This is a genomic window from Marinobacter metalliresistant, from assembly GCF_038098645.1.
Classification (GTDB): domain Bacteria; phylum Pseudomonadota; class Gammaproteobacteria; order Pseudomonadales; family Oleiphilaceae; genus Marinobacter; species Marinobacter metalliresistant.
On sequence record NZ_CP101118.1, the window covers coordinates 2,893,848 to 2,917,228 of the forward strand.

A 23,381-nucleotide genomic window follows, 5' to 3' on the forward strand; every position below is an offset into this window, starting at 1 on the left:
GGCCTGGGAAAACGCCAACAAACAAACGAGGCTCAGAGCCCAGGTTTTGCAATACCCGGTTAAATGCATGACGGTTTTCCTATGCTCAGACAGTAAGAAGGCAGACAGATGTTTTACCGGAAAGTGCCTTGTTCTGTAAAAGCTACCTGTATATAGTGTCTCCATCCTTGGCAAAATACCATATGTAGTGACCATCGCATAACCAACATGGTTGGCGCCTGATCAATCCCTACATCCTGGTATCGGGAATCCGGTGAGACTCCGGAACTGACGCGCAGCGGTATTGGGGAACGAGCGTGGCATCACAGACACTGGCGCAAGCCGGGAAGTCGCCACGCAAGGCTGAATCGAACGATTCACGCCCCTGAGTCCGAAGACCTGCCTGGGAGAACACTGCACCTTCGCGTTTCAAGGTGAGCAGATCGGACCCAGGCCAGGCTCGTAGGTCGGATTACGCATTCGCTAATCCTACGGTGCTGCTGCTCAGATCCCCTGCCTACGCGAAGGTTATGGAACTCAACGCGTATTCAGGAGAACAAAGCATGTCCGCCTCTGCCCCGGCCGAACCCCGGTCAACCTCACACGCCGATACCCAATCCCTGCAGGTCATCAAACGCAACGGCACCCTCGTTGGCTTTGATCTGTCCAAGATCAGCGTCGCCGTCACCAAGGCGTTTCTGGCCGTGGAAGGGGACAAAGCCGCCGGTTCTGCCCGTATTAACGATGCTGTGCACCGGGTCACCGAACAGGTTATCCACGCCATTGGCCGGCGCCTGAAAGCCGGCGGTAAAGTGCACATCGAAGACATCCAGGACCAGGTGGAACTGGCCCTGATGCGGGCCGAGGAACAGAAAGTGGCCAGGGCGTATGTGCTGTATCGGGAAGAGCACGCCCGCGAGCGTGCCCGCCATGCCCCGGTGGAGGCCCACCCGCACCTGACCGTGAAGAAAACCAGCGGCGAGATCGCCGCCCTCTATCTTGGCCTGATGAAGCTCCAGGTGGAGCAGGCGGCGACCGGGCTCGAAGGCATTGATGGCGATTCCCTGGTGGACGATGCACTCACCAATCTTTATGACGGCATCGCCGAGGAAGACGTACTCTCCGCGCTGATCATGACCGCCCGCAGCCGGATCGAGCAGGAGCCGGATTACAGCGTAGTTACTGCGCGTTTGCTGCTGGAACAGCTGAGACTGGAGAATGCCGCCGCCCTGAACCTGCCCATCAGCCGGCCGCTGGCGGAAATCTACCCGCAGGCACTCTCGGCATTCATTGAGGCCGGTATTCGCTATGAGCTTCTGGACGAAGCGCTGGCGGCCTACGATCTGGAGCGCCTGGGCGCGGCCCTGAAACCGGAGCGGGACCTGCAGTTCGGTTTCCTTGGTTTGCAAACCCTGTACGACCGGTATTTCCTGCACTGGAACAAGGCCCGGCTTGAGCTGCCGCAGGTATTCTTCATGCGGGTGGCCATGGGCCTTGCCCTGCGTGAAGACGATCCGAATGCGTGCGCCATCGAGTTCTACAAGCTGCTGTCCAGTTTCGATTACATGGCTTCCACACCGACGCTGTTCAACAGCGGCACCCGCCATTCCCAGCTGTCTTCCTGCTACCTGACGACTGTCGGCGACGACCTCGAAGACATCTACGGCGCCATCCGCGACAACGCCCTGCTCTCCAAATGGGCCGGCGGTCTGGGCAACGACTGGACACCGGTGCGGGCGCTGGGCGCTCACATCAAGGGCACCAACGGTCAGAGCCAGGGCGTGGTGCCCTTCCTGAAAGTGGTGAACGACACCGCCGTGGCGGTGAACCAGGGCGGCAAGCGCAAGGGCGCGGTGTGCGCCTATCTGGAAAGCTGGCACCTGGACATTGAGGAATTCCTGGAGCTGCGCAAGAACACCGGTGATGAACGCCGCCGCACCCACGATATGAACACCGCCAACTGGGTACCGGACCTGCTGATCGAACGCATGCGCGAAGACCGCGACTGGACGCTGTTCTCCCCCAGCGATGTGTCCGATCTGCACGATCTTTACGGCAATGCTTTCCGTGAACGCTATGAGTATTACGAGGCACTGGCGGAGCAGGGCAAGATCAACCTGTTCAGGAAGACCCCGGCCAAACAACTGTGGCGCAAGATGCTCACTGTACTGTTCGAGACTGGCCACCCCTGGATCACCTTCAAGGACCCCTGCAACCTGCGTTCACCCCAGCAGCACCGGGGCGTGGTGCATAGCTCCAATCTGTGCACGGAAATCACCCTGAACACCAGCGCTGATGAAATTGCCGTGTGCAATCTGGGCTCGGTGAACCTGGCCGCCCACATCGCCAACGGCGAGCTGGATGTGCAGCGACTGGAGCGCACCGTGACCACCGCCGTGCGCATGCTCGATAACGTCATCGACATCAACTACTACGCCGTACCCCAGGCCCGCAATTCCAACCTCAGGCACCGCCCGGTGGGTCTTGGCCTGATGGGTTTTCAGGACGCGCTCTACCAGCTGGGCCTGCCATACTCCAGCCCCGAGGCAGTGGAGTTTGCCGATGTCGCCATGGAACAGCTCAGCTACTTCGCCATCCGCGCCTCGGCCACGCTGGCGGGTGAGCGCGGCGCTTACGACAGCTATGACGGCTCCCTCTGGCAGCGAGGCATCCTGCCCATCGACTCCATCAGCCTGCTCAAAAACGCACGCAGGGAAGGGGACCTGTCCATTAATACCAATGCCCGGCTGGACTGGACCCCGGTGCGGGAACTGATTGCCCAACACGGTATGCGCAACAGCAACGTCATGGCCATTGCCCCTACGGCGACCATTTCCAACATTGTGGGCGTGTCCCAGTCTATTGAACCTGCGTACCAGAACCTGTTCGTGAAATCGAACCTCTCCGGCGAGTTCACGGTGGTCAATCCCTCACTGGTTCGGGATCTCAAGGCGGAGGGGCTGTGGGACAACGTAATGGTCAACGACCTGAAATACTTCGACGGCTCCGTGCAGCAGATCGACCGTATTCCGGCGGTACTGAAAGCCCGCTACGCCACTGCGTTCGAGCTTGACGCCCGCTGGCTGGTGGAAGCCGCCGCCCGCCGCCAGAAATGGCTGGACCAGGCTCAGAGCCTGAACCTCTACATGGCCGAACCCAGCGGCAAGAAACTGGATGCCCTGTACCAACTGGCCTGGGAACGGGGCCTGAAAACCACCTACTACCTGCGTTCCCTGGGAGCTACCGGCGCCGAAAAAATCGCACCCGTATCCGCGCCACAGCCGCAGGTTTGCAGCATCGATAATCCGGACTGCGAGGCCTGTCAGTAACTGACTTTTTTAGCCACGGACACTCACGGACCCACACAGACGAAAAAACATCTTTGTCTTTGTCCGTGTGGGTCCGTGGCAAATCAAATTAAAAGGAACGAATAATGCTGAACTGGGACGACGAACCAAAAACCGAAACCAGGGCCGCCAATCCAGACGCCCCGGCCCCAGTGAATGTGGACGACAAACGCGTCGTCAACGGCAACACCGACATCAACCAGCTTGCGCCATTCAGGTACCCCTGGGCCTGGGAGTACTTCATGAACGCCAACAAGAACCACTGGACGCCGCTGGACGTCAACATGGCCCAGGACGTCCATGACTACCACCACCGGCTGACCGCGCCGGAAAAGCACGTGTACGAGAACGTGCTGGCCTACCTCACCACCTCCGACATCCTCGCCATGCGCAACATCGGCCTGGCTGTGATGGAAAAGATGAGCGCGCCGGAACTGCAGATCTACCAGGCCCGGCAGGTGTACGAAGAAGCCATGCACACCTGGGCCTACCAGCACTGCATCGAAACCCTGAACCTGGACCAGAGCGAGATCTACAACCGCTACCGGGTGGTGCCCGCCATCAACGGCAAAATCCAAATTGCCAACCGCCGGCTGAACGCCGCCATGCGCCCGGACATGAACCTGCGCAACAAGGATGACCTGGAGGAATTCATCATGTCCTACCTGTTCTTTGCGGCCGTGTTCGAAGGCACCTGGTTCTACAACGGCTTCAGTCCCATCTTCGCCCTCCAGCGCCGCGGCCTCATGCGCGGCACCGGTGAGCAGCTGCAGTACATCCTGCGGGACGAAGCCATGCACTTCTCCTTCGGCTTGAAAGTGGTGAACCAGATTATGGAAGAGGAGAGCATCACCTTCGATCCCAAAGCCGTGCGCGAGATGTGGGATGAGTCAGAAGCGGCGGAAACCGCCTACGCCAACTACATCCTGCGCGACCCCATCCTGGGTTACTCCGCCGAGTACCACAGCGAGCAGTTCCGCTTCGTGGCCAACCGCCGAGCCAGAACCGTGGGCCTGGAAGAGCCGTTCCCCGGCGCGCAAAACGTCTCACCCTGGCTGGATGAACAGGCCACCCTGCGCAAGGAGAAGAACTTCTTCGAGACTCGGGTGATCGAGTACCAGACCGGGGCACAACTGGAGTGGTGAATACGCACTGACCATGAGTTAGCGCAAAGGCTAACCCAGGGGACTGCGCACCCCGGCAAAACCCTGGCCCAGTACATGGGTATAGATTTGCGTGGTGCGCAAGTCCGAATGGCCGAGTAAATCCTGCACCGTGCGGATGTCGTTACCTCGTTTCAGCAATTCGGTAGCGAAGGTATGCCGGTTATGCCGAATTCGGCATAAGCGCCATAATGCCGCATTCCGGATTATGCCGAGTTAGGTGCTTATGGAGTTGATGAGAAAGCTTAAAGAGTCCGCAAGACGCATCAAGCATGATGCGTTGACCGTTTACTTTATTGCGCGGAATCCGGATACACCAATATTCGTAAAGCTTCTCGCACTTGCAATCGCAGCATACGCCTTGAGCCCAATAGACCTAATTCCAGACTTTATACCTGTCCTTGGCTATTTGGATGACGTTATTCTGTTGCCATTAGGCATCATGCTTGTTATCAAGCTGACGCCAGCATTGGTCATAGAGGTAAGCCGGACGAGAGCGGCTGAAGTGGCGGCTCAGCCAGTCAGCAATGGTGCAGCCGCTGTAGTTATTGTTGTATGGCTCTTATGTGCTTGGGCTTTCGGTTACTGGTTACTGGGTATGGTTGGCACCTAACCCCAATAGTTCCAGTTCGTTACGGCCCTGGCGGGCCTCCACCGGACAGCCTTTTCTCCGCTTCGCTACGCAAAGGCTGCCGCTGAACAAAAGCGTTATGTGGTGCCAACCATGCTACACTCACGGGTTTTGGACAATGTTTAATCACGGGTAGCCAGGAAGCTACTTTTTACTGAAAGGAACTCTCACCATGAGCAATCTGATTGCCGCCTGCGTCGGCGACATACACGTTTGCCCGATCAAAGGGCACGGCTCCTCCCCCATCATGCCCAACGGCTCCAGCATCCTTGTTGAAGGTAAACCCATTGCCCGGGTGGGCGATGTCACCGGCTGCGGTGCCGTTATTACTCAAGGCTACCCACTGGCGTTGGCTGATGGTATGCCTGTGGCGTACCTTGGCAGCCCCACCAATCATGGTGGTTCCATTGTCAGCGGTAATCCACGAGTGATTTTGGGTGTGGCCACTAACACGGCACCGGTTGTGGATTTCGCCATGGCTGGCACACTGGATGACAAAGGCCAACTTACCCGCGCCGCCAAAAAGTTGCTGGACAAAGACCCGCAGGAATTTGTTCGCAAAGCCGCTCAGAAGGGTGCGTTGATTGACGAAGGCTTGCCGGACGAAGAACCGGAAGATTCCCCCGCTGAAGAAGATCGCCCCAAGGTTCGGGTAGAGGCTGGCATCTTTTTCGACGGCACTGGCAATAACCGCGACAACACCCAGACGTATCAGCAGCAGATGGACGAGTGTCTGACGGCCAATGCTGCCGGAGCCATTTCAGAAGAAGAATGCAGCAGCGAACTGTCGCAGATCATGGAGGGCAGTTACCTTAATGCGGAAACCAATGTCTCCAAGTTAGAGCGAATGTATCAGCAGGGCCAAGTCCAGAGTGGCGACCGCGACCAAGTTCACCGCATTTCATCTTACGTATCCGGTGTGGGTACAAAGTCCGGAGAAGCTGACGATGGCCCCAGCATGGGACTCGGCCTTGGCGAACAAGGGATACTCAAGAAAATCGATCAAGGCTGTGCCAATCTGGCGATTGACGTTTTTGATTATGTCAGCGAACCCATAGATGAACTGATTCTTGACGTTTTCGGCTTCAGCCGTGGCGCGGCGACTGCGCGGCATTTTGTCAGGCGGGAGGTTCGTGACACAACGGATTCCTTATATGGTGAATATAAGGGAAGGTTAGTCAGAGCATTCGAGCGGCAGGGCATCCCATGGCCCAAGAAAGTTACCGTTCGTTTTGTCGGCCTGTTCGATACTGTTGCGGGGATTGCCGACCTCGGCAATCTGGACGTATCGGCTCACGATGCAGAAACCGGACGTATCAACGTCAACCTACGGCCGGAGGATGCCGAACGAGTCGTTCAGTTTGCCGCGAGGGATGAGCGTCGGCACAACTTCTCACTCAACAGCCTCAGGGGTGAGTCCGGCAGCTTGCCGGACCACTTCAGCGAATGGGTGTTGCCTGGTGTCCACTCCGATATTGGCGGCGGTTACCCGGATCGCTTCCGGGAACGGATTGAAGTTCGCCCGCCCCTGGTCGTCAAAGGAAAGGACCGTCGTAATCCCGAAGCCAGTTTCGAATTCTCCCGCATGTTGCAGGAACGGGCGCTGATTAAAAACGAGGCTTGGATTGGGCCACTTAACCCACTCGCCACACTTGAAATTGAACAGGAGCGCTCACGTGGTTTGCCTGGTGGCGACATCACGCTTCGCCTTTGGCTGGACCGCGAGGTTCGTGGTGAATACTCCCGTATTCCGCTGTACCTGATGCATAAGTTGGCGGTGGATGCTGGTGTGCCTTTTGATGTGATTGATCCTGAAGACTCGTCACTTTCTCTTCCTGATGAGTTAATAACCGTCGCCAGAAATCTCGCGGCCCATGTCTGGCATGGCGGTCCGCTGTTGATGACACCGGAATCCAGAGCACTACTGAAACAGCGATATATTCACCATTCCGATCATTACCTGCTTCTTGGCCCCTTATACCCTTTCAAGCCCGGCGAGTATGGCCGCCGAACCGTCCATCCGAATAAAGGGCAATGGATTGAGGGGGAATACCATGAGTATTAAAACGCTCGTCGTCAGTCTTTGCGTTTTTTTGCTTCTGGGGTGTTCGGATCACACTGAATCAGAAGAACCAACGTATGGCCCGGATCCCTCCTATCGAAGTATCTCCGTTGTGGTGCCGCAACACTACGATGCATGGGTGGAGACTTTTATCCTCGAATCTGTGTCGGGTGAAATCGGTTGGCGGGCACCCATCGGCATAATCACCTGCTGTTGGAAACATCCGTCTGGAAAAAACGCAGAATGGCAGGCAATGCCGGGGCTGGTGCTCATCAAGTGGTTTTCGTTTGCAGAACAGCAATCTTACCGGGCGTTGATCAAACTAGAGAATGCTCGAGAAATCGAAGATAAAATGAAACAAATCACCAAACTTGAGCGGTATGGCAATATTCTTGAGGTACCTCGTTACAACCTCGTATTTGGTCTGGCACCTGGAGGAACAGTGGTTGTCTGGATCATGAACGGGGCGGAAAATGCGATTGAAGTGGGGCGGTACGAGGCTACGCCTTACGATCACAAAAAAGAAGGCGAGGTCTACACTAGGCGTACGGAGAGTTATCTTGAAAGGCAGGGAGATTTTCTTCAAGAAAACGGAATACGATACGACGGTTGGTGAACGTTTGCTTTTGACCTTCGAGGCAGGCCCACATAATGCCATGCACCGGATGCCAAACCCTCCGCTTCGCTCCGGTTTTGTCACCGGTGATAGCGGGCGTTATGTGTTACTGCCAAGGAGTAGGTTCTTTTGCCTGAGTTGAAAACCATTGGCCTATTCTTCGTTACCGCTTTAGCGGAGATTGTTGGCTGTTATTTACCCTATCTCTGGCTTCGCGAAGGTAAAACTATCTGGCTTCTGGTACCAGGTGCGCTGAGTCTTGCGGCATTTGCTTGGCTGCTGTCATTACATCCGACCGCTGCGGGTAGAGTCTATGCTGCGTATGGTGGCGTTTATATTTTCATGGCAATACTCTGGCTGTGGGCAGTGGATGGCATCCGTCCAACGGCCTGGGACTTGGTTGGCTCAGCAGTCGCTTTAGTGGGCATGGCAATCATCATGTTTGCGCCGCGCACTACATAATCGGGTAGCCGGGGGTATTTAACCCCCAGCCCCCACAACACCCTGCACCGATGCGTCGGACCGGCCGCTCCGCACAGGGCGTTTCACCGGGAATGGTGAAGCTTGATCCATCCATCACGCAGCGATACCAGACCCTCGGCTTTCAGATAGTCATTGGATAATTCCTGCTGAATGCCGGGCGTCTTGGAGCTACGCCAGGGACCTTTACTGGTAATGCCACACGCTACGGCGGCCTGCACGTGCACACCCAACTTCATCAGGCTCCTGACTTTGGTTCGCGGTTTGCGCCACTGTCGTCAGTAGGCCATTCGCACGCGGCGACGAATCCAGTGATCCAGATCGCAGCAGCGTTGGTAGCCGGTGGCGATGCCGAAGTAGTTGATCCAGCCCCGAAGGTACTGGCTTACCTTGAAAAGCTGGTAGTGCATCGACACACCCCAGTTCCGATTCGTCAGTTCCCGGATACGTTGCTTGAACTTGCGCAGCGTGTCCGGGTGCCAATGGATCTGGGTTCCCTTGAAGGTGAAGCCCAGGAACTTGCTGTCATTGGTTCTGACCACCCGACTCTCCAGATAGAGCTGGTTATCGATAATCCCAGCTCGCAGGTACCGGGCAATCAGTCCCAGCAAACGCTTGTCCCGGACCTTGTGGCCCAGGTGTGTCATCAGCAGGTCGTGATTGACCCGGTCGAAGAACTTCGACAGGTCCACATCCACGGTAAAGCGTCGCCCTTCCTTGAGAGCGCTTTGTACCCGTCGCACCGCCTGGTGCGCGTTCCGCCCCGGACGGAAGCCGTAGCTGTCCGCTGAGAATCCCGGGTCGAACAGGGGCATCAGGATCTGGGCAATGGCTTGCTGAATCACCCGGTCTGTCACCGTCGGGATGCCAAGCTGGCGCTTGCCACCGTCCGGTTTGTCGATCTCAACCCGGTGCACCGGCGCTGGTTGGTAATCGCCCGAGCGAATCGACTGCTGGGCCACACTCCAATGGCCGCCCTTTACCCAGGCGGGAAACTCCTCGATGGTCATGCCATCGATACCCGCCGCTCCCTTATTGGCTCGAACCTGCTTCCAGGCTTGTTGTAGATTAGCCCGGTGCAGTACCGCATCGAGTAGATCTTCACTAAAGGCTGGCTTCGTGACCGTACGCTGAGTCACGTCATTGCCGGGCGGCATTCGTGCGTTCAAGTCGGTCAAGGCTCCTCCTTTATTTCCGGTGTTAGGCCCTTCACCCTGTCCCGACCATTACGACGGGCGTTTGGCTACTATGGCCGCTGCTGACTTCTGCTCAATCACCGGTGGGGTTACCCCCATCGGCGCTATCGGTGTCCATCTCATTCGCTCGCAACCGCCGATGGCAACGGCTGCGCCCAGGCTTGATCGACCAGTGGCCTGACTGGTAATTGACCGATCGCTCGTTGAGCAGATCCCGATGCGTCGGACCGCCCCAGATAAGAGCATGCACTGTCACTGCACTGCTGCATCATTTACGGTGGCCGTTAGATCACGTGGCTTCGTCGTCTGGTGCCAACTCGCCTTCAGCCTACGCCTCATATGATGTTCTTGTTCATCAGCTCGCAGTTTTGCTAGCGGCTTACTTCCGGCCGGCGTTCCGGAGACCGCCCCTCACGGATCGGCCCTTGCCATTCGCTAGTGGTTAGCGTTCAATCGGGTAAAACCGGCTAAACGGTGATCTTCCCACAGGGGACTTTCACCCCATTAGTTCATGCCCATGCTGGGCGTACACAAGTCGATCAAGTTCGTTCCGGCCGTTGGCCTCCACCGGACGCCCTTTACAGGGCGCCGCTTATCTTCGCGTGTGTGCCAGGCATGGCACCAGACTTGTCGGGTGAAAGTCCCGATACCAGGTATTCGCAGAGCCGAAGGTTAGCGAAAGGGCAAGGGCAAACCCGCGAGGGAATGTCTGGAGGAAGCCCAACGCAAAATTGCGGGATGACGAACAGGAACTGGATATGAGGTGTGACGTCGGTGGGGCCAGTGGGCACGTGACCATTAAGCCCTCCATCTGCATGTGGCCGGCGTTTTATAAATCCAGCATCTACGCAATGAAAGTCTGGTGTCTTACCCTGGGAGATCTCCTGTAGCTGCGCTGGGACGCTGCGTGCAGCCGAAAACCGCTGGGGGCTGAGTGATTGGCCCCGACCGCACAGGAGAAGTCAGCAGAAGGCATAGTACCGCGGATTACTCGGCAGGCATGGCCTGAAGTGAATGTCGGCGGGAAGGCCCGAACGGTGCCCTTTACCGGGCTTAAATGAAGAGAGCAGTCACTGTCGCGATGAGACCCCACAAGGCACCGGAGAAAGAGCAAACGCTGTCCCTGGAAACAGGGGGTGAAGTAGTGGCTGGATCCGGCAGGGAAGACACTCCGGTTGTTCACGATCGACTGATGGAACGGGTGCTGGAGAGGGACAACCTGCGCCGCGCTTTCCGTCAGGTCAAACGCAACAAGGGAAGCGCAGGGATAGACGGCATGACCGTTGACGACCTGACCGCCTTTGTAAAACAGCACTGGCCCAGCATCGCGGCACAGCTACTGGCGGGCGACTACCGGCCCCAGCCGGTTCGTCAGGTAGAGATACCCAAGCCCAAAGGTGGCGTGCGCAAACTGGGCATCCCGACCGTACTCGACCGCTTGATCCAACAGGCGTTGCTCCAGGTCTTGCAGGCGGAGTGGGACGGAAGCTTCTCCCATTCCAGCTATGGCTTCCGACCGGGGCGTTCCGCCCATCAGGCCATCCACCAAGCCCAGCGTTATATCAACAAAGGCTACCGATGGACCGTGGACATGGATCTGGAAAAGTTCTTTGACCGGGTCAACCACGACAAACTGATGACGTTGGTGAAGCGGCGAGTCACGGATGAGCGGGTACTCAAACTGATCAACAGCTACCTCAAGGCAGGCGCTTTGGTGGGAGATGTCTGGGCTCCGGCTTCGGAAGGCACCCCACAGGGTGGTCCACTGTCACCGCTATTAGCAAACCTGTTGCTCGACGAACTGGACAAGGAACTGGAGCGACGTGGCCACCGGTTCGTCCGCTACGCGGACGACTGCAACATCTACGTCAAGAGCCAGCGTTCAGGGCAGAGAGTACTGGCGAGCATCACCGGCTACTTGCGTCGCCGACTGAAACTGGTGGTGAATGAGGAAAAGAGTGCTGTTGGTCGCCCCTGGGAGCGGGTGTTCCTGGGGTTCACGTTCACTCGTAGAGGTGGGGAAAAGCGCCGCAAGGTGAGCGAAGACGCGATCCGGCAGTTCAAGTATCGCGTGCGGAAAATCACCCGGCGAACGCGGAGTCGAACCATGCAAACGGTGATCGACGAGCTGGCGGTGTACCTGAGGGGCTGGAAAGGCTACTACGGTTTTGCGCAAGTGAAATCGCCGATCCAGGACTTGGAAAAGTGGGTACGCCGCAAGCTACGTTGCTATCACCTGAAGCAATGGGGACGATCCGGCTACCGCCAGTTGCGCAAGCGCGGGGTGAGTGTAAGACTGGCCTGGAATACGGCCAAGTCGGCTCATGGCCCGTGGCGTTTGAGCCGCAGTCCGGGATTGGCGCAAGCCTTACCCCGACAGTATTTTATGTCGATGGGGTTACCGGACCTTGTGGATCGCTGAACAACTCAATCAACCGAACCGCCGTGGTACGTGATCCGTATGCCCGGTGGTGTGGGGGGAGGGGCATCGTGAGGTGCCTCCCTATCCCGATTATGCATAAGGGACTATGAGAGAACTCATCGAGATCGTAATAAAGGTTTTTGCGGCCTATTTGGTCTTTAGCACTGTGGGGAATTATGTCCCCATGGCTTTAGTTCCTAACGCATTCAGCGGGCCAAATTCACCGTACATTGGGTTCTTAGCGGCAGGCGTCTCTGTGCCCATCGGTATCGGCATTATTTTGTGGCTTAGAGCCCCAAAAATTGCCAAGGCCGCACTTTCGCCCGAGGTCCCTGGGCCGGTAGTTCCGGAGAGTGGTGTCGTGGCTGCTGGAGTGTTCTTGATAGGCGTTTATTGGTTCGTTCGCTCTGCGAGTGTTTTGTTGACTCAGCTGGGTTCGCAAGCCTCACTAAACTATGGTTGGTTTGCAGTTCTGATTTTGTCTGTAGCTCTGATTCTAGGTAACGACTTTATAGCTAAAGTATTCCGGAAGATCCGTGCTGCGGGTAACAATGCATAACCAGTGCAGGCACGGCGACGCCCATTAGATTGCGTGTTTGGCTCCATTCCATGGGCGCGCATGCTGCGGGCGTTATTTGCGACATGAAGTTGCATAAGTATATGTTGTAATTCGAGTTATTTTCGTAGTTGTTGGCTCTGCGCACCATTGGCCCACCCAACAGAGAAGTACTCGAAAGCGCAACCTGGTGTTCTACCACCAGTATCCTACCCACCATGCGAAACGGATTTGGTATGAAGCGTTGGGGACAATGAACCCTGTTAAGAGGAACCGTGAGGGGAATCGGAACTGCCAGTGCCAGGCGGTCGGGGGCTAGGATGGAGCGATAGGATGAACGTAAGTGAAGAATCGTTGACGTTCCGTGAGATGCCAGATCTGCCAAAGGCGCTGACAGGCAGTCACCAAAAGGTAAGCAATCTCGGTCGTCGCCTTGATAACGTGGGCGGCGCGTAGACACCGCATTGCCGGGATACAGATTCCATCTACGTCGCTCGTAAAGGTGCTTATGCAGAACATGGCAATGTCGTAGAGCCTTCAGGGAGGAAGAAGGTAACCCGTAAGGGAGCCGGTGACTCTGCGTCGATGAGATGGGGGAAAAAGCGAAGGGTTTCCTGTAATGGGAGGCATACGGATTCAAACTTTGTCCGGCACGAAAGTGAGCCCACGTCCCCTCGGTGCTTTGTTGCGAGAGAGCTGACAGAATCGATTTCATGAAGGAACGACAAATGATCGCCGCCACGGCGAGTGCACCTTCAACCGACGCCCAACGCTGGCAGTCCATAGACTGGCCGGCGATGGAAAAGCGCGTGTATCGACTGCAAGTGCGTATCGCAAAATCTATCCGCGAGCAGCGGTGGGGTAAGGCGCGAGCCCTGCAACATCTGCTATCGCGCTCGTTTGCGGCAAAGCTGATCGCCGTCAGACGGGTCATATCCACAAAGGAAGCCGCACGGCAGGTGTTGACGGAGAGCGGTGGGCCGCTCCCGGGCAATACTGGCGGGCGGCGCAACAACTAAGGACAGCCGGTTATCAGGCGCAACCACTGCGCCGGATCTATATCCCGAAAAAGAACGGTGACCGCCGTCCTTTGGGGATACCCACCCTTCATGACCGGGCGATGCAAGCCCTCTATGCTCTTGGGCTTAACCCCATTGCGGAAACCACGGGAGACAAACACTCTTACGGTTTCAGGGAAAAACGCAGCCTGCACGATGCTTGCAAACAGGGCTTCATTATACTGGCCCAGAAAACCGCGGCCCAGTGGGTTCTGGAGGCAGACATCAAAGCCTGCTTCGACCGCATCAGTCATGACTGGTTGTTGACGCATATCCCGCTGCCCAGGCGGGTGTTAGGGCAGTGGCTTAAATCGGGGTACTTGGACAAGGAAGCACGCTACGAGACGGAAGACGGCACCCCGCAAGGTGGCATTATCTCGCCCACCCTCTGCAACATGACACTGGATGGCCTGGAAGATCTGGTTGTGCCGGCGTCCCGCAGTCAGGGGCGCAGCAAACTGCATATCATTCGATATGCGGACGACTTTATCATCACCGGGACCACCCCCGCCATTCTGGAGCACGAAGTCCGGCCCAAGGTCGAGCGCTTTCTGGCGGAGCGTGGGCTACAGTTGTCAGTAGAGAAAACACGTTTAAGTCATATTGATCAGGGTTTCAACTTTCTGGGCTTTCACTTCAAGAAGTACCGGAAAACCCTGCTGATCCAGCCCGAGGACGGCAAGACCGGAGAAGTGCTGGCGAAAGTGCGAGGGTGTTAAAGAAATACCGAGGCATCCCCTTCCATGCTCTGCTGGCCAAACTCAATGCCGTGATCCGGGGCTGGGCCTATGCGTACCGACACGTGGTAGCGAAACAACGCCTGAGTTACGTCGATGACAGGATCTACCCACTGGTGAAAAAGTGGCTACAACGGGAACACCGATCCAAGACGTGGGCATGGATAAGGAAACGCTACCGGGGTTGCTTCAAGGGTCGCATAGAGTATGGGTGCCACTACCCGACAACATCGGGCATGAAACTCATACGCTTGTTCAAGGCTGGAGACTTACCGATCCGGTATCACAGCAAAGTTCGCAGTGACGCCAATCCTTATGACCTGGCCGACAGCGACTACTATAAGGCGAGAACCGCAAGGCAGCGAATGCACGCGCGCCGGGACCGAGTCTTCTTGAACAGCTCGTCCTACGAGAAACTGGCCGCCTGAATGGATGCGTTATTGGATGTGAATAGGTGGGTCGCCTGGGCGGCCTTTAAAGGGCTTGAGCTGTATGATGGGAAACTATCACGTACAGTTCTTATGGGGCGAAGGGCCGGAAGGCCCTTAGCTACCAGGTTTGCGCTTCTGCTCACCTTTTTATTTGGAACTTCGCGTGAGGCACTCTGAAAGACACAAAACAGAACGGATCGGCTGGCTTCGTGCTGCGGTTCTTGGTGCAAACGACGGGATTGTATCTACTGCGAGCCTGGTCCTGGGTGTGGCAGCAGCCGGGGCGGACTCCAAGGCTTTATTGGTCGCAGGCGTTGCTGGTCTCGTTGCAGGCGCTATGTCGATGGCAGCGGGTGAGTACGTGTCAGTCAGCTCTCAAGCCGACACGGAGGGGGCCGACCTTGCCAGAGAGAGAGCCGAGCTGGCTGATGCGCCTGAACAAGAGCATGCGGAGCTTGCCGAGATTTACGTCAGGCGCGGGTTAGACCGGGCGCTCGCAGACACCGTAGCAAGTCAACTGATGAAGCAGGATGCACTTGGGGCACATGCACGCGATGAACTTGGAATTTCAGAGGTCTCTACGGCCCGTCCAATTCAGGCTGCATTTGCGTCGGCAGGCACATTCTCGGTAGGTGCGGCCCTTCCCCTATGTGTCGTCCTGTTGTTTCCGGCATCGTTGCTTATGTGGGTCGTCCCCGGCAGTTCACTGGTGTTCCTTGCCTTACTAGGCTCATTAGCAGCGAAAGTCGGCGGCGCTCCTGTTCTTAAGGCAGCCTCTCGGGTTACGTTTTGGGGGGCCTTGGCAATGGCTTTGACGGCTGGGGTCGGAGCGCTCTTCGGAGTGACCGTATGATTAGCTGGCGGTGCATTCTCTCGCCTAACAAGGGAAGCGCAGGGATAGACGGCAGGACCGTTTACGACCTGGCCGCCTTTGTTCAACAGCACTGGCCCAGAATTGGCGCTCAGCTACTGGCAGGCACCTACCGGCCTCAGCCGGTACGGCAGGTAGAGATACCGAAGCCCAAAGGTGGCGTGCGCAAACTGGGCATTCCGACTGTACTCGACCGCCTGATGCGTCGCCGATTGAAATTGACGGTAAACGAGGACAAGAGCGCGGTTGGTCGCCCCTGGGAGCGAGTGTTCCTGGGGTTCACGTTCACCCGTCAAGGTCGGGAAAAGCGGCGTAAGGTGAGTGACGATGCGATCACGCAGTTCAAGAATCGTGTCCGGAAAATCACCCGGCGAACGCGGGGCCGAACCATGCAAACGGTGATCGACGAGCTGGCGGTGTACCTGAGGGGCTGGAAAGGCCACTACGGTTTTGCGCAAGTGAAATCGCCGATCCAGGACTTGGAAAAGTGGGTACGCCGCAAGCTACGTTGCTATCACCTGAAGCAATGGGGACGATCCGGCTACCGCCAGTTGTGCAAGCGCGGAGTGAGTGTAAGACTGGCCTGGAATACGGCTAAGTCGGCTCATGGTCCGTGGCGTTTGAGCCGCAGTCCGGGATTGGCGCAAGCCTTACCCCGACAGTATTTTATGTCGATGGGGTTACCGGACCTTGTGGATCGCTGAACAGCTCAATCAACCGAACCGCCGTGGTACGTGATCCGTATGCCCGGTGGTGTGGGGGGAGCGGGGCTGTGAGGCCTCGCCCTATCCCGATTAAATCAGTAGTGGTACCGGAGCTGGGCAATGAGCAAAGCGTCATCCGTGACCTTGTAAACGATGCGGTGTTCTTCGTTAATTCGGCGGGACCAGTAACCAGCGAGGCTGTGTTTGAGGGGTTCCGGTTTGCCCACTCCCTCGAATGGTTCTCGTTTGATCTCCTTGATAAGCTTGTTGATTCGGTTCAGGATTTTTTTGTCGGTTTTCTGCCAGTACAGATAGTCTTCCCAGGCGTTCTCGGAGAAGATAAGTTTCATTCAAGAAGTTCCTTTTCCTGCCCACCGCCTTGCTCCAGTTCGGCAACGGATTCCAGCAAACGACGGGCGTTTTTGGGAGCGCGCAGAAGGTATGCGGTCTCTTGCAACGCCTCATAGTCCTCAAGGGAGATCATCACAACGGATTGCGACTTGCTTCGGGTGATGACCACAGGAGAATGGTCTTCACAGACCTGCTCCATGGTTTTTGCTAGATTGGTTCTGGCGGCTGTGTAGCTAATGGCATCCATAAGGCTGCTCCTGTACAGAATGTTGTTCCTGTGCAGAATACCGTACATAGAAGGATTTAACAATTGGCTGCACAGCGACCGCTTTTCCGCCGCTTCGCGGCTCCAAACCGGCACGTGAGCCGGGCGTTACTTGCGACATGAAGTTGCATGAATATATGTTGTAACCCGATGTTTTTTCCGTAACTGAGCGGATGTCGGAAGTGCAACCTGGTGTTCTACCACCAGTATCCTACCCACCATGCGAAAAGGACTTGGTATGAAGCGTTGGGGACAATGAACCATGGCAATGTCGTAGAGCCTTCAGGGAGGAAGAAGGTAACCCGTGATGGAGCCGGAGACTCTGCGTCGATGAGATGGGGGAAGAAGCGAAGGGTCTTCTGTAATGGAAGACATACGGATTCAGGATTTGTCCGACGCGAAAGTGTGCAGACGTCCCCTTGGTGCTTTGGTGCGAGAGAATTTTCGGGATTGATTTTATGAAGGAAGGCAAATGATGGCCGAACAGGCTAGTGCACCTTCAAGCGATGCACAACGCTGGCAGGCGATTGACTGGCCGGAGGTTGAAAAGCGCGTTTATCGACTGCAGGTGCGTATCGCACAATCTGTTCGCGAACAAAGGTGGGGCAAGGCGCGTGCTTTGCAGCATCTGTTGTCGCGCTCGTTTGCCGCGAAAGTGCTGTCGGTCAAACGAGTCATAGCCAATAAAGGAAGTCGCACCGCCGGTGTTGACGGGGTGCTTTGGACGTCACCCGGCCAATACTGGCGCGCGGCGCAAAGACTAGGGACAGCCGGTTATCAAGCGCAACCGCTGCGCAGGATCTACATCCCGAAAAAGAACGGCGATCGCCGCCCTTTAGGGATACCCACCCTTCACGACCGGGCGATGCAAGCTCTCTATGCGTTGGGGCTCAAACCCATAGCAGAAACCACCGGAGACCAACACTCCTACGGATTCAGAGAGGGGCGTAGCTTGCACGATGCCTGCAAACAAGGCTTTATCGTACTGGCCCAAAGAACCGCTGCACAGTGGATTCTGGAAGCCGATATCAAGGCCTGTTTTGATCGCATCCGCCATATTGGGCAAGGCTTCAACTTCCTGGGCTTTCACTACAGGAAATACCGAAGTACCTTGCTGGTCCAGCCGCAAGACGGCAAAACCCGGGAGTTGCCGGAGAAAGTGCGAGGTGTGCTGAAGAAGTACCGTGGCATCCCTTTCCACGCTTTACTGGCAAAGCTCAATGCCGTCATCAGAGGCTGGGCCTATGCGTATCGACACGTGGTAGCGAAAGAACGCCTGAGTTACGTCGATGACAGGATCTACCCACTGGTTAAAAAGTGGTTACAGCAGGAGCACCGATCCAAGACGTGGGCATTGGATCAGAAAGCGCTACCGAGGGCGTTTCAAAGGTCGTATTGAGTATGGGTGCTATTACCCGACCGCGTCAGGTATGAAGCTCATACGGTTGTTCAAGGCCGGGGACTTGCCGATTCGGTATCATAGCAAAATCCGCAGTGGTGCCAATCCCTATGACCTGGCGGACAAAGACTACTTCGAAGCGAGAGCCCGAAAGCAGCGGATGAACGCACGACGGGACCGACGATTCCTCAACCGTTCGTCGTACGAGAAACTGGCCGCCTGAAGGGAGGCCTTACTGGATATGAATAGGTGGGTCGCCTGCGCGGCCTTCAAAGGGCTTGAGCTGTATGATGGGAAACTATCACGTACAGTTCTTATGGGGCGAAGGGCCGCAAGGCCCTTAGCTACCAGGTGTGTCAAACTCATCCCCCTCTCAGCACTATCTTCTTTATGTTTAGTATCACTTTTGATACCATTGAGTGATGGCAAATATAGAAGATATCCTCGCTAAAATGCGAGCTAACCCAAAAAGCATAAGGTTCAATGACTTATGCAAGGTCTGCGAGACCTACTTTGGAGAAGCTCGTCAGTCGGGTTCCAGTCATCGTGTCTACAAAACACCGTGGCAGGGAGATCCACGAGTCAATATCCAAAATGCCAAAGGTAAAGCCAAGCCTTATTAGGTGCGGCAAGTGCTCGCTGCTACCGAGCGGCTGGAGGTGAAAAATGGCTAAGTTTGTTGATCGTTATACATACCGCGTCACTTGGTCGGAAGAAGACCAGGAATATGTCGCAATGTGTGCTGAGTTCCCTAGCCTTAGCTGGCTTGCTGAAACTCAGGAAGAAGCGCTATCCGGTATTAGAGTTCTGGTTAAAGAATGCCTCAGCGATATGGAAGAGAATGGGGAGTTAGCGCCAGAGCCGATGGCAACAAAAAAATATAGCGGTAAGTTTATGGTGCGTGTGCCACCAGAAACACACCGTCACCTGGCGATAGAAGCTGCGGAGGCTGGTGTTAGCCTAAATAGGCTGGTGGCCAGCCGCTTGCATTAAACACGTAACAAGGCCATTAAATTTGTTCCGGCCTTCGGCCTCCACCGGACGGCCCTGTCGGGCCGCCGTTTATTGCTGGCGTGTGTGCCGGGCATGGCACTAGACTTGTCGGGTGAAAGTCCCGATACCAGGTATTCGCGGAGCCGAAGGTTAGCGAAAGAGCAAGGGCGTCATCGCGAGGTGGGGTCTGAAGGAAGCTCAACGCAAATTGGCGGGGCGACGAACAGAAACTGGATATGAGGTGTGGCGTACTCGGGGCGAGCTGGCACGTGACAGCGAAGCCCTCCATCCGCAACTGGGGTGCGCTTTATAAATCCAGCGTCTACGCCATGAAAGTCTGGTGTCTTACCCCGGGAGGTCTGTAGCGTGTTGAGGGATCAACTGAGGGGTGAGCAATTGCCCCTGATCGCGTTGCAGAAGTCAGCAGAGGGCATAGTACTGCGGCCTACTCGGCACGGTGTTGCATCGTGAAGTGAATAGCGGCAGGAAGGCCTGAACGGTTAAGAGGAGGAAGCCTTGCCTTGGTACTGCGGTATTGCACCAGACCTGGTGAAGCGGCGGTGGGCTTGGCAAGTGATTGGAACCCGGTTGGCACACTACCGATTCGGCTGTTTTGAATGGACGTTCATGACGTTGGCTCACCATGGTAGTGAATCAAAACAATTAACCGAACCGCCGTGGTACGTGACCCGTATGCCCGGTGGTGTGGGAGGAGGGGCGCCGTGAGGCGCCTCCCTATCCCGATTATGTGTCATGAGGGATCATGGGTATTTTCGAAGTAGGCATGATTGTTTTTATTCCAACGGGCACTCTGCTCCTAAATGCATGGCGCAAGAAATTAGGTAACGGCCGAGGGTGGCGCTACGGTGTCTATGTGCTCGTTTCGATTGCAATGGCTGCAACTCCGCTGCTTTACGTTCGGAGTATCGAGCCTAATCACACCGCGCTGGGGGTTGTTTTGGCTGGGGTAGCGTTTTTTTGGTTCGCAATTGTAGGTGGGCGCAGTGCAAACACATAACCCATATGAGCCTTCTCGGAATCAATAGGCAATAGTCATTTTTTTTGGCCGCACCAGCGGCCAACCTAAACCCATGAGCGAGAACGCCTGCTTCGCGAGTCTCGCGGGGGCTGTCAGGCACTCACAGCAAACACATATAGGGGCTCTCTTACGTGGCTTTGGACCACGGCCTGACCAGTCGTTCCTTCGGTCGGTCAGGGGCACCAGACATTCATCGGTTAACCGGTCACTGGCACTATTCAAGGTGTCGGGCTGCATGGCTCCAGTTAGGGTCAGGCTCAGGACCGGTGTAAGCGCGCTGGCTCATGGTATTAAGGCACGCCCACGGGGTGGCTAATCAAAGCGACTGGCTTCAACGGCGGTGATAGAAGACCGGGCCGGTTTGGTATCGAGTACCAGTCAGCGGACTCCCGGCTTTCAGTCATCATCCTGTTTGATCCAGTTAGACGTCATGCCGGTCATCCTATTTGTCGCCGAACATTTCCTCACACAGATCCGAGATCCAGTACCAGCAGTGCATGCGCTCGACACCGACTACCAGGTCATCGCGAAAGGGTTCGAGCAGTGCCAACAGCGGTTCCGGGCGGGCTTTGATTTCCTTATGCAGCAACACCTCCCCCTGCTGGTCGAGGATGCAGACGTACAGGCTGCGGGCGTGCAGATCGATTCCACAATAATGACGGTGGGTGCTATGGTAAAAATTCATGAGTCTTCTCCCTTGTAGTGCTTGGTCGCCTTCCAGCTTAGCGGGCAACCGCCGGGCTGGGGAGAAGGCTCAATCAGTATCAAATCGTTGCAAGGGACGTTTGACCCGCTGCCCATTTTTGCTGCCGCAAAAACAGTCATCGCCTCAAACGCCCCTGAACTCAGGCGTTAAGTTTCAAGAAATAGATTGCCATGATATCGTTATGTGATATCATGACGGTATGAATTCAAAACAAAAGCGCACTTTGAAAACTATATACACTGATCCGGTATCATCCTCTTTAGCGTGGAAAGATATTGAATCTCTTTTTGTATCTTTGGAAGTTGAAGTAATAGAAGGCAATGGTTCTCGAGTAAGGTTCCATAAGAATGGAATTATTGCGAGTTTTCATCGTCCACACCCGAAAAAAGAAGCAAAACCATATCAAGTCAGAGATGCACGAACCTTTCTCAAACAACTAGGAGTAGAGCCATGAGTAATTCAATGGTATATGAGGGTTATGCTGCTCGCATAGAGTTTAGTTCAGAAGATGAGTGTTTTATCGGGCATATTGCAGGCATAAAAGACGTTGTAGGCTTTCATGGAGAAACAGTTTCTGAGTTAAAAACTGCATTTGAAGAAGCTGTTAATGATTACCTAGAAACATGTCATGCAGTTGGTAAGACACCTCAAAAACCATATTCAGGTAAGCTAATGCTACGCATTCGTCCTGAAATTCACGCAGCTGTTGCTACGGCAGCGGAGTTAAGCGGGCAAAGTATAAATCAATGGGCATCTGAAGCGTTAAATAGAGAAGCGAGCCTATAAAAACTTAACAAATAAGGATAGGTCGCGCGCAGCCGCGACCTGATCCGGTGTTGGACGAGCCCGGTGCTTCTCTATTAAGGAAATAGCGGCGGAGAACTCAGAGGTGATTTCGCCCTGACTTTGGGGCGGCTCTTTCGTCAGGCCAGAGTTGCCCGAGGCCGTCGGTAAAACCGACAGTTGGTTTGCCCTGGCGGGGCACGCATTGATAGCGGACCTCGCCACAGTCCGGCGTATGACAGGCGAGTATCGACTGAATGGCCGCGTGATGCTCCGGTCGCATCCGCTCGCCAAAATGGTGCTGCAGGTTGAGCTGATGATCGCGCAGAATCTGCGCCAGGGTGATCATTCGGTCACCCAGTCGACCTGCAGCCGGTCCACCAGGGCATTGATCATCAAGGCACTGTTCTGCTGGGCCTCATGGGTCATTCGGGTGTAACGGGCGGTGGTCACCGGCCCGGGCCATGATCCGGGACTCGCCGCCCTCAAAGGGCGGCTGGCCGCCGGGAAACAACAGGTCCGGGTGACGATGCGTGGTCCAGTAACGTCGCAGGGCCTTGAGCGTCATCAGCAGCAAAGGCACGAACCGGTCCTTCCTGCCCTTGCCACAGCGCACGTGGACCCGCATCAAGTGACTGTCGACATCGGCAATGGTCAGGTTCAGGGACTCACTCAGCCGCAGGCCCAGGCTGTAGGTGGTGAGGAAGCAAACCTGATAGCTGAGTTTACGGGTGTGGCTGATCAGGCGCCCGATCTCGTTCAGGGAAAGCACATCCTGCCGGGTCTGAACCTTGGGTGGCTTGGCGATGGGCACGTAGTCCCAGGGCTTGCCGAGGACATACTGATAGAAACGCTGCAGGGCATTGCGGGCAATCTTGACCAGACTCCAGGAGCGATGTTCGACCAGGTACATGACATACTGCTGCAGCTGATCGGTGCTAAGCTGGTCGGGACAGGTATCGAAATGGTCGCTCACCTGTCGTAGGCAGCGGGTGTAGAGATCGATGTTGTAGGGCTTTTGCCCCGCAGGGTGAGTTCGGTGAGGTAGCGTTGTTGCAGAGCTTGAAAACGGGTTTGTTCGTGGGTGTTCATCAGACTTCTCCTGACAGGCCCTTCCACAGTGGAAGGGGTCAGGGAAGTACAGACGAATTATGCCTCTGCCGCGTAGCGGCTTCGTTCAACCAGTAGTTGTAGTACGTTCCGGGCCTTCGGCCCTCCACCGGACGCCCTAGTCGGGCGCCGTTTATGCAGGCGTGTGTGCCGGGCATGGCACTAGACTTGTCGGGTGAAAGTCCCGATACCAGGTATTCGCGGAGCCGAAGGTTAGCGAAAGAGCAAGGGCGTCATCGCGAGGTGGGGTCTGAAGGAAGCTCAACGCAAATTGGCGGGGCGACGAACAGAAACTGGATATGAGGTGTGGCGTACTCGGGGCGAGCTGGCACGTGACAGCGAAGCCCTCCATCCGCAACTGGGGTGCGCTTTATAAATCCAGCGTCTACGCCATGAAAGTCTGGTGTCTTACCCCGGGAGGTCTGTAGCGTGTTGAGGGATCAACTGAGGGGTGAGCAATTGCCCCTGATCGCGTTGCAGAA

26 protein-coding genes, 2 pseudogenes and 1 riboswitch are annotated in these 23,381 nt (G+C 56.0%); of the genes and pseudogenes, 21 read left to right on the top strand and 7 right to left on the bottom strand.

From position 1 onward, the window contains the following. Positions 1-191: 191 nt before the first annotated feature. Positions 192-401, top strand: a riboswitch (cobalamin riboswitch). 141 nt (positions 402-542) lie between these two features. Both NLK58_RS13485 and NLK58_RS13490 read left to right on the top strand, forming a co-directional pair. Beyond that, positions 543-3,308 (top strand): ribonucleoside-diphosphate reductase subunit alpha, encoded by a 2,766-nt coding sequence (locus tag NLK58_RS13485; protein ID WP_341580983.1) that lies wholly within the window; start codon positions 543-545, stop codon positions 3,306-3,308. 104 nt (positions 3,309-3,412) lie between these two features. Further along, complete coding sequence (locus NLK58_RS13490) at positions 3,413-4,471, top strand: ribonucleotide-diphosphate reductase subunit beta (protein ID WP_117618968.1); 1,059 nt, start codon at positions 3,413-3,415, stop codon at positions 4,469-4,471. A 30-nt stretch (positions 4,472-4,501) separates the two neighbouring features. On the opposite strand, the pseudogene NLK58_RS13495 reads toward NLK58_RS13490, so the two are convergent. Beyond that, positions 4,502-4,651: pseudogene (locus tag NLK58_RS13495) on the bottom strand (tyrosine-type recombinase/integrase); the annotation flags it as partial. Positions 4,652-4,724: 73 nt separating this feature from the next. On the opposite strand from NLK58_RS13495, the gene NLK58_RS13500 reads away from it, so the two are divergent. The 4 genes from NLK58_RS13500 to NLK58_RS13515 all read left to right on the top strand — a co-directional run bounded on the left by NLK58_RS13500 (position 4,725) and on the right by NLK58_RS13515 (position 8,260). After that, positions 4,725-5,102, top strand: coding sequence for a YkvA family protein (locus NLK58_RS13500; RefSeq protein ID WP_227539293.1), 378 nt, complete (start codon positions 4,725-4,727; stop codon positions 5,100-5,102). Between the two features lie 190 nt (positions 5,103-5,292). After that, positions 5,293-7,185, top strand: coding sequence for a phospholipase effector Tle1 domain-containing protein (locus NLK58_RS13505; protein ID WP_341580984.1), 1,893 nt, complete (start codon positions 5,293-5,295; stop codon positions 7,183-7,185). Beyond that, positions 7,175-7,798, top strand: a complete 624-nt coding sequence (locus tag NLK58_RS13510; RefSeq protein ID WP_162893731.1) for a DUF2931 family protein — start codon at positions 7,175-7,177, stop codon at positions 7,796-7,798. Before NLK58_RS13505 ends, NLK58_RS13510 begins: the two co-directional genes overlap by 11 nt. A 129-nt stretch (positions 7,799-7,927) precedes the next feature. Then, the gene (locus NLK58_RS13515) at positions 7,928-8,260 is read left to right on the top strand and encodes a YnfA family protein (protein ID WP_117618972.1); all 333 of its coding nucleotides are present in this window, start codon (positions 7,928-7,930) and stop codon (positions 8,258-8,260) included. 83 nt (positions 8,261-8,343) lie between these two features. Here NLK58_RS13515 and NLK58_RS13520 read toward each other — a convergent pair whose 3' ends face one another. Further along, entirely contained in the window at positions 8,344-8,517 is a 174-nt protein-coding gene (locus tag NLK58_RS13520) for a hypothetical protein (protein ID WP_341580985.1), read from the bottom strand. Between the two features lie 39 nt (positions 8,518-8,556). After that, positions 8,557-9,456, bottom strand: coding sequence for a reverse transcriptase domain-containing protein (locus tag NLK58_RS13525; protein WP_341580836.1), 900 nt, complete (start codon positions 9,454-9,456; stop codon positions 8,557-8,559). Between the two features lie 1,099 nt (positions 9,457-10,555). On the opposite strand from NLK58_RS13525, the gene ltrA reads away from it, so the two are divergent. The 8 genes from ltrA (at position 10,556) to NLK58_RS13565 (ending at position 16,253) form a co-directional block, all read left to right on the top strand. Beyond that, entirely contained in the window at positions 10,556-11,896 is a 1,341-nt protein-coding gene (gene ltrA / locus NLK58_RS13530; RefSeq protein ID WP_341580986.1) for a group II intron reverse transcriptase/maturase, read from the top strand. Between the two features lie 106 nt (positions 11,897-12,002). Beyond that, positions 12,003-12,455, top strand: coding sequence for a hypothetical protein (locus NLK58_RS13535; RefSeq protein WP_341580987.1), 453 nt, complete (start codon positions 12,003-12,005; stop codon positions 12,453-12,455). A gap of 330 nt (positions 12,456-12,785) precedes the next feature. Further along, positions 12,786-12,908, top strand: a complete 123-nt coding sequence (locus NLK58_RS13540) for a hypothetical protein (protein ID WP_264756443.1) — start codon at positions 12,786-12,788, stop codon at positions 12,906-12,908. A 257-nt stretch (positions 12,909-13,165) separates the two neighbouring features. Next, positions 13,166-13,471 (top strand): reverse transcriptase N-terminal domain-containing protein, encoded by a 306-nt coding sequence (locus NLK58_RS13545; RefSeq protein ID WP_341580988.1) that lies wholly within the window; start codon positions 13,166-13,168, stop codon positions 13,469-13,471. Positions 13,472-13,572: 101 nt separating this feature from the next. After that, positions 13,573-14,229 carry a reverse transcriptase domain-containing protein gene (locus NLK58_RS13550; RefSeq protein ID WP_341580989.1) on the top strand — a complete coding sequence of 219 codons (657 nt, stop codon included), beginning with the start codon at positions 13,573-13,575 and terminating at the stop codon, positions 14,227-14,229. Continuing rightward, positions 14,223-14,675: a group II intron maturase-specific domain-containing protein gene (locus tag NLK58_RS13555; RefSeq protein WP_341580831.1), complete on the top strand. Its 453-nt coding sequence runs from the start codon at positions 14,223-14,225 to the stop codon at positions 14,673-14,675. Before NLK58_RS13550 ends, NLK58_RS13555 begins: the two co-directional genes overlap by 7 nt. A 154-nt stretch (positions 14,676-14,829) precedes the next feature. Then, positions 14,830-15,531, top strand: a complete 702-nt coding sequence (locus NLK58_RS13560; RefSeq protein WP_341582808.1) for a VIT family protein — start codon at positions 14,830-14,832, stop codon at positions 15,529-15,531. After that, positions 15,528-16,253, top strand: coding sequence for a group II intron maturase-specific domain-containing protein (locus tag NLK58_RS13565; RefSeq protein ID WP_341580990.1), 726 nt, complete (start codon positions 15,528-15,530; stop codon positions 16,251-16,253). Before NLK58_RS13560 ends, NLK58_RS13565 begins: the two co-directional genes overlap by 4 nt. Before the next feature lie 95 nt (positions 16,254-16,348). Here NLK58_RS13565 and NLK58_RS13570 read toward each other — a convergent pair whose 3' ends face one another. Together NLK58_RS13570 and NLK58_RS13575 are read right to left on the bottom strand one after the other, a co-directional pair. Then, on the bottom strand, positions 16,349-16,603 hold the full coding sequence (locus tag NLK58_RS13570) for a Txe/YoeB family addiction module toxin (protein ID WP_117618974.1): 255 nt from the start codon (positions 16,601-16,603) through the stop codon (positions 16,349-16,351). Beyond that, positions 16,600-16,851: a type II toxin-antitoxin system Phd/YefM family antitoxin gene (locus NLK58_RS13575; RefSeq protein WP_117618975.1), complete on the bottom strand. Its 252-nt coding sequence runs from the start codon at positions 16,849-16,851 to the stop codon at positions 16,600-16,602. The genes NLK58_RS13570 and NLK58_RS13575 overlap by 4 nt, the downstream gene beginning before the upstream one ends. A 490-nt stretch (positions 16,852-17,341) precedes the next feature. Between NLK58_RS13575 and NLK58_RS13580 the strand changes: the two genes are divergently transcribed. From NLK58_RS13580 to NLK58_RS13595, 4 genes are all read left to right on the top strand, one after another. Next, positions 17,342-18,268, top strand: coding sequence for a reverse transcriptase N-terminal domain-containing protein (locus NLK58_RS13580; RefSeq protein WP_341580841.1), 927 nt, complete (start codon positions 17,342-17,344; stop codon positions 18,266-18,268). 31 nt (positions 18,269-18,299) lie between these two features. Beyond that, on the top strand, positions 18,300-18,491 hold the full coding sequence (locus NLK58_RS13585; protein ID WP_117618777.1) for a hypothetical protein: 192 nt from the start codon (positions 18,300-18,302) through the stop codon (positions 18,489-18,491). Between the two features lie 443 nt (positions 18,492-18,934). Further along, positions 18,935-19,261 carry a type II toxin-antitoxin system HicB family antitoxin gene (locus NLK58_RS13590; RefSeq protein ID WP_117618977.1) on the top strand — a complete coding sequence of 109 codons (327 nt, stop codon included), beginning with the start codon at positions 18,935-18,937 and terminating at the stop codon, positions 19,259-19,261. Between the two features lie 763 nt (positions 19,262-20,024). Beyond that, entirely contained in the window at positions 20,025-20,279 is a 255-nt protein-coding gene (locus NLK58_RS13595; protein WP_117618978.1) for a hypothetical protein, read from the top strand. A 487-nt stretch (positions 20,280-20,766) separates the two neighbouring features. Here the strand turns inward: NLK58_RS13595 and NLK58_RS13600 are convergent. Beyond that, positions 20,767-20,985 (bottom strand): annotated as a pseudogene (locus NLK58_RS13600) (IS110 family transposase); the annotation flags it as partial. 220 nt (positions 20,986-21,205) lie between these two features. Between NLK58_RS13600 and NLK58_RS13605 the strand changes: the two are divergent. From NLK58_RS13605 to NLK58_RS13615, 3 genes are all read left to right on the top strand, one after another. Further along, positions 21,206-21,460 carry a type II toxin-antitoxin system HicA family toxin gene (locus tag NLK58_RS13605; protein ID WP_117618979.1) on the top strand — a complete coding sequence of 85 codons (255 nt, stop codon included), beginning with the start codon at positions 21,206-21,208 and terminating at the stop codon, positions 21,458-21,460. After that, positions 21,457-21,792, top strand: coding sequence for a type II toxin-antitoxin system HicB family antitoxin (locus tag NLK58_RS13610; protein ID WP_117618980.1), 336 nt, complete (start codon positions 21,457-21,459; stop codon positions 21,790-21,792). The genes NLK58_RS13605 and NLK58_RS13610 overlap by 4 nt, the downstream gene beginning before the upstream one ends. A gap of 148 nt (positions 21,793-21,940) precedes the next feature. Beyond that, positions 21,941-22,228, top strand: coding sequence for a hypothetical protein (locus tag NLK58_RS13615; protein ID WP_205422358.1), 288 nt, complete (start codon positions 21,941-21,943; stop codon positions 22,226-22,228). Here NLK58_RS13615 and NLK58_RS13620 read toward each other — a convergent pair. Further along, positions 22,208-22,765 (bottom strand): tyrosine-type recombinase/integrase, encoded by a 558-nt coding sequence (locus NLK58_RS13620; RefSeq protein ID WP_341580991.1) that lies wholly within the window; start codon positions 22,763-22,765, stop codon positions 22,208-22,210. The genes NLK58_RS13615 and NLK58_RS13620 overlap by 21 nt on opposite strands. Positions 22,766-23,381: the final 616 nt, after the last annotated feature.

Coding starts and splice junctions, on each gene's coding strand:
- NLK58_RS13575 (WP_117618975.1), bottom strand. CDS start 16,851: ATGGATGCCATTAGCTACACAGCCGCCAGAACCAATCTAGCAAAAACC.
- NLK58_RS13610 (WP_117618980.1), top strand. CDS start 21,457: ATGAGTAATTCAATGGTATATGAGGGTTATGCTGCTCGCATAGAGTTT.
- NLK58_RS13585 (WP_117618777.1), top strand. CDS start 18,300: ATGAAGCTCATACGGTTGTTCAAGGCCGGGGACTTGCCGATTCGGTAT.
- NLK58_RS13540 (WP_264756443.1), top strand. CDS start 12,786: ATGAACGTAAGTGAAGAATCGTTGACGTTCCGTGAGATGCCAGATCTG.
- NLK58_RS13500 (WP_227539293.1), top strand. CDS start 4,725: ATGAGAAAGCTTAAAGAGTCCGCAAGACGCATCAAGCATGATGCGTTG.
- NLK58_RS13550 (WP_341580989.1), top strand. CDS start 13,573: ATGCAAGCCCTCTATGCTCTTGGGCTTAACCCCATTGCGGAAACCACG.
- ltrA (WP_341580986.1), top strand. CDS start 10,556: ATGAGACCCCACAAGGCACCGGAGAAAGAGCAAACGCTGTCCCTGGAA.
- NLK58_RS13485 (WP_341580983.1), top strand. CDS start 543: ATGTCCGCCTCTGCCCCGGCCGAACCCCGGTCAACCTCACACGCCGAT.
- NLK58_RS13590 (WP_117618977.1), top strand. CDS start 18,935: ATGGCTAAGTTTGTTGATCGTTATACATACCGCGTCACTTGGTCGGAA.
- NLK58_RS13545 (WP_341580988.1), top strand. CDS start 13,166: ATGAAGGAACGACAAATGATCGCCGCCACGGCGAGTGCACCTTCAACC.
- NLK58_RS13505 (WP_341580984.1), top strand. CDS start 5,293: ATGAGCAATCTGATTGCCGCCTGCGTCGGCGACATACACGTTTGCCCG.
- NLK58_RS13605 (WP_117618979.1), top strand. CDS start 21,206: ATGAATTCAAAACAAAAGCGCACTTTGAAAACTATATACACTGATCCG.
- NLK58_RS13520 (WP_341580985.1), bottom strand. CDS start 8,517: ATGAAGTTGGGTGTGCACGTGCAGGCCGCCGTAGCGTGTGGCATTACC.
- NLK58_RS13535 (WP_341580987.1), top strand. CDS start 12,003: ATGAGAGAACTCATCGAGATCGTAATAAAGGTTTTTGCGGCCTATTTG.
- NLK58_RS13565 (WP_341580990.1), top strand. CDS start 15,528: ATGATTAGCTGGCGGTGCATTCTCTCGCCTAACAAGGGAAGCGCAGGG.
- NLK58_RS13490 (WP_117618968.1), top strand. CDS start 3,413: ATGCTGAACTGGGACGACGAACCAAAAACCGAAACCAGGGCCGCCAAT.
- NLK58_RS13580 (WP_341580841.1), top strand. CDS start 17,342: ATGATGGCCGAACAGGCTAGTGCACCTTCAAGCGATGCACAACGCTGG.
- NLK58_RS13510 (WP_162893731.1), top strand. CDS start 7,175: ATGAGTATTAAAACGCTCGTCGTCAGTCTTTGCGTTTTTTTGCTTCTG.
- NLK58_RS13595 (WP_117618978.1), top strand. CDS start 20,025: ATGGGTATTTTCGAAGTAGGCATGATTGTTTTTATTCCAACGGGCACT.
- NLK58_RS13570 (WP_117618974.1), bottom strand. CDS start 16,603: ATGAAACTTATCTTCTCCGAGAACGCCTGGGAAGACTATCTGTACTGG.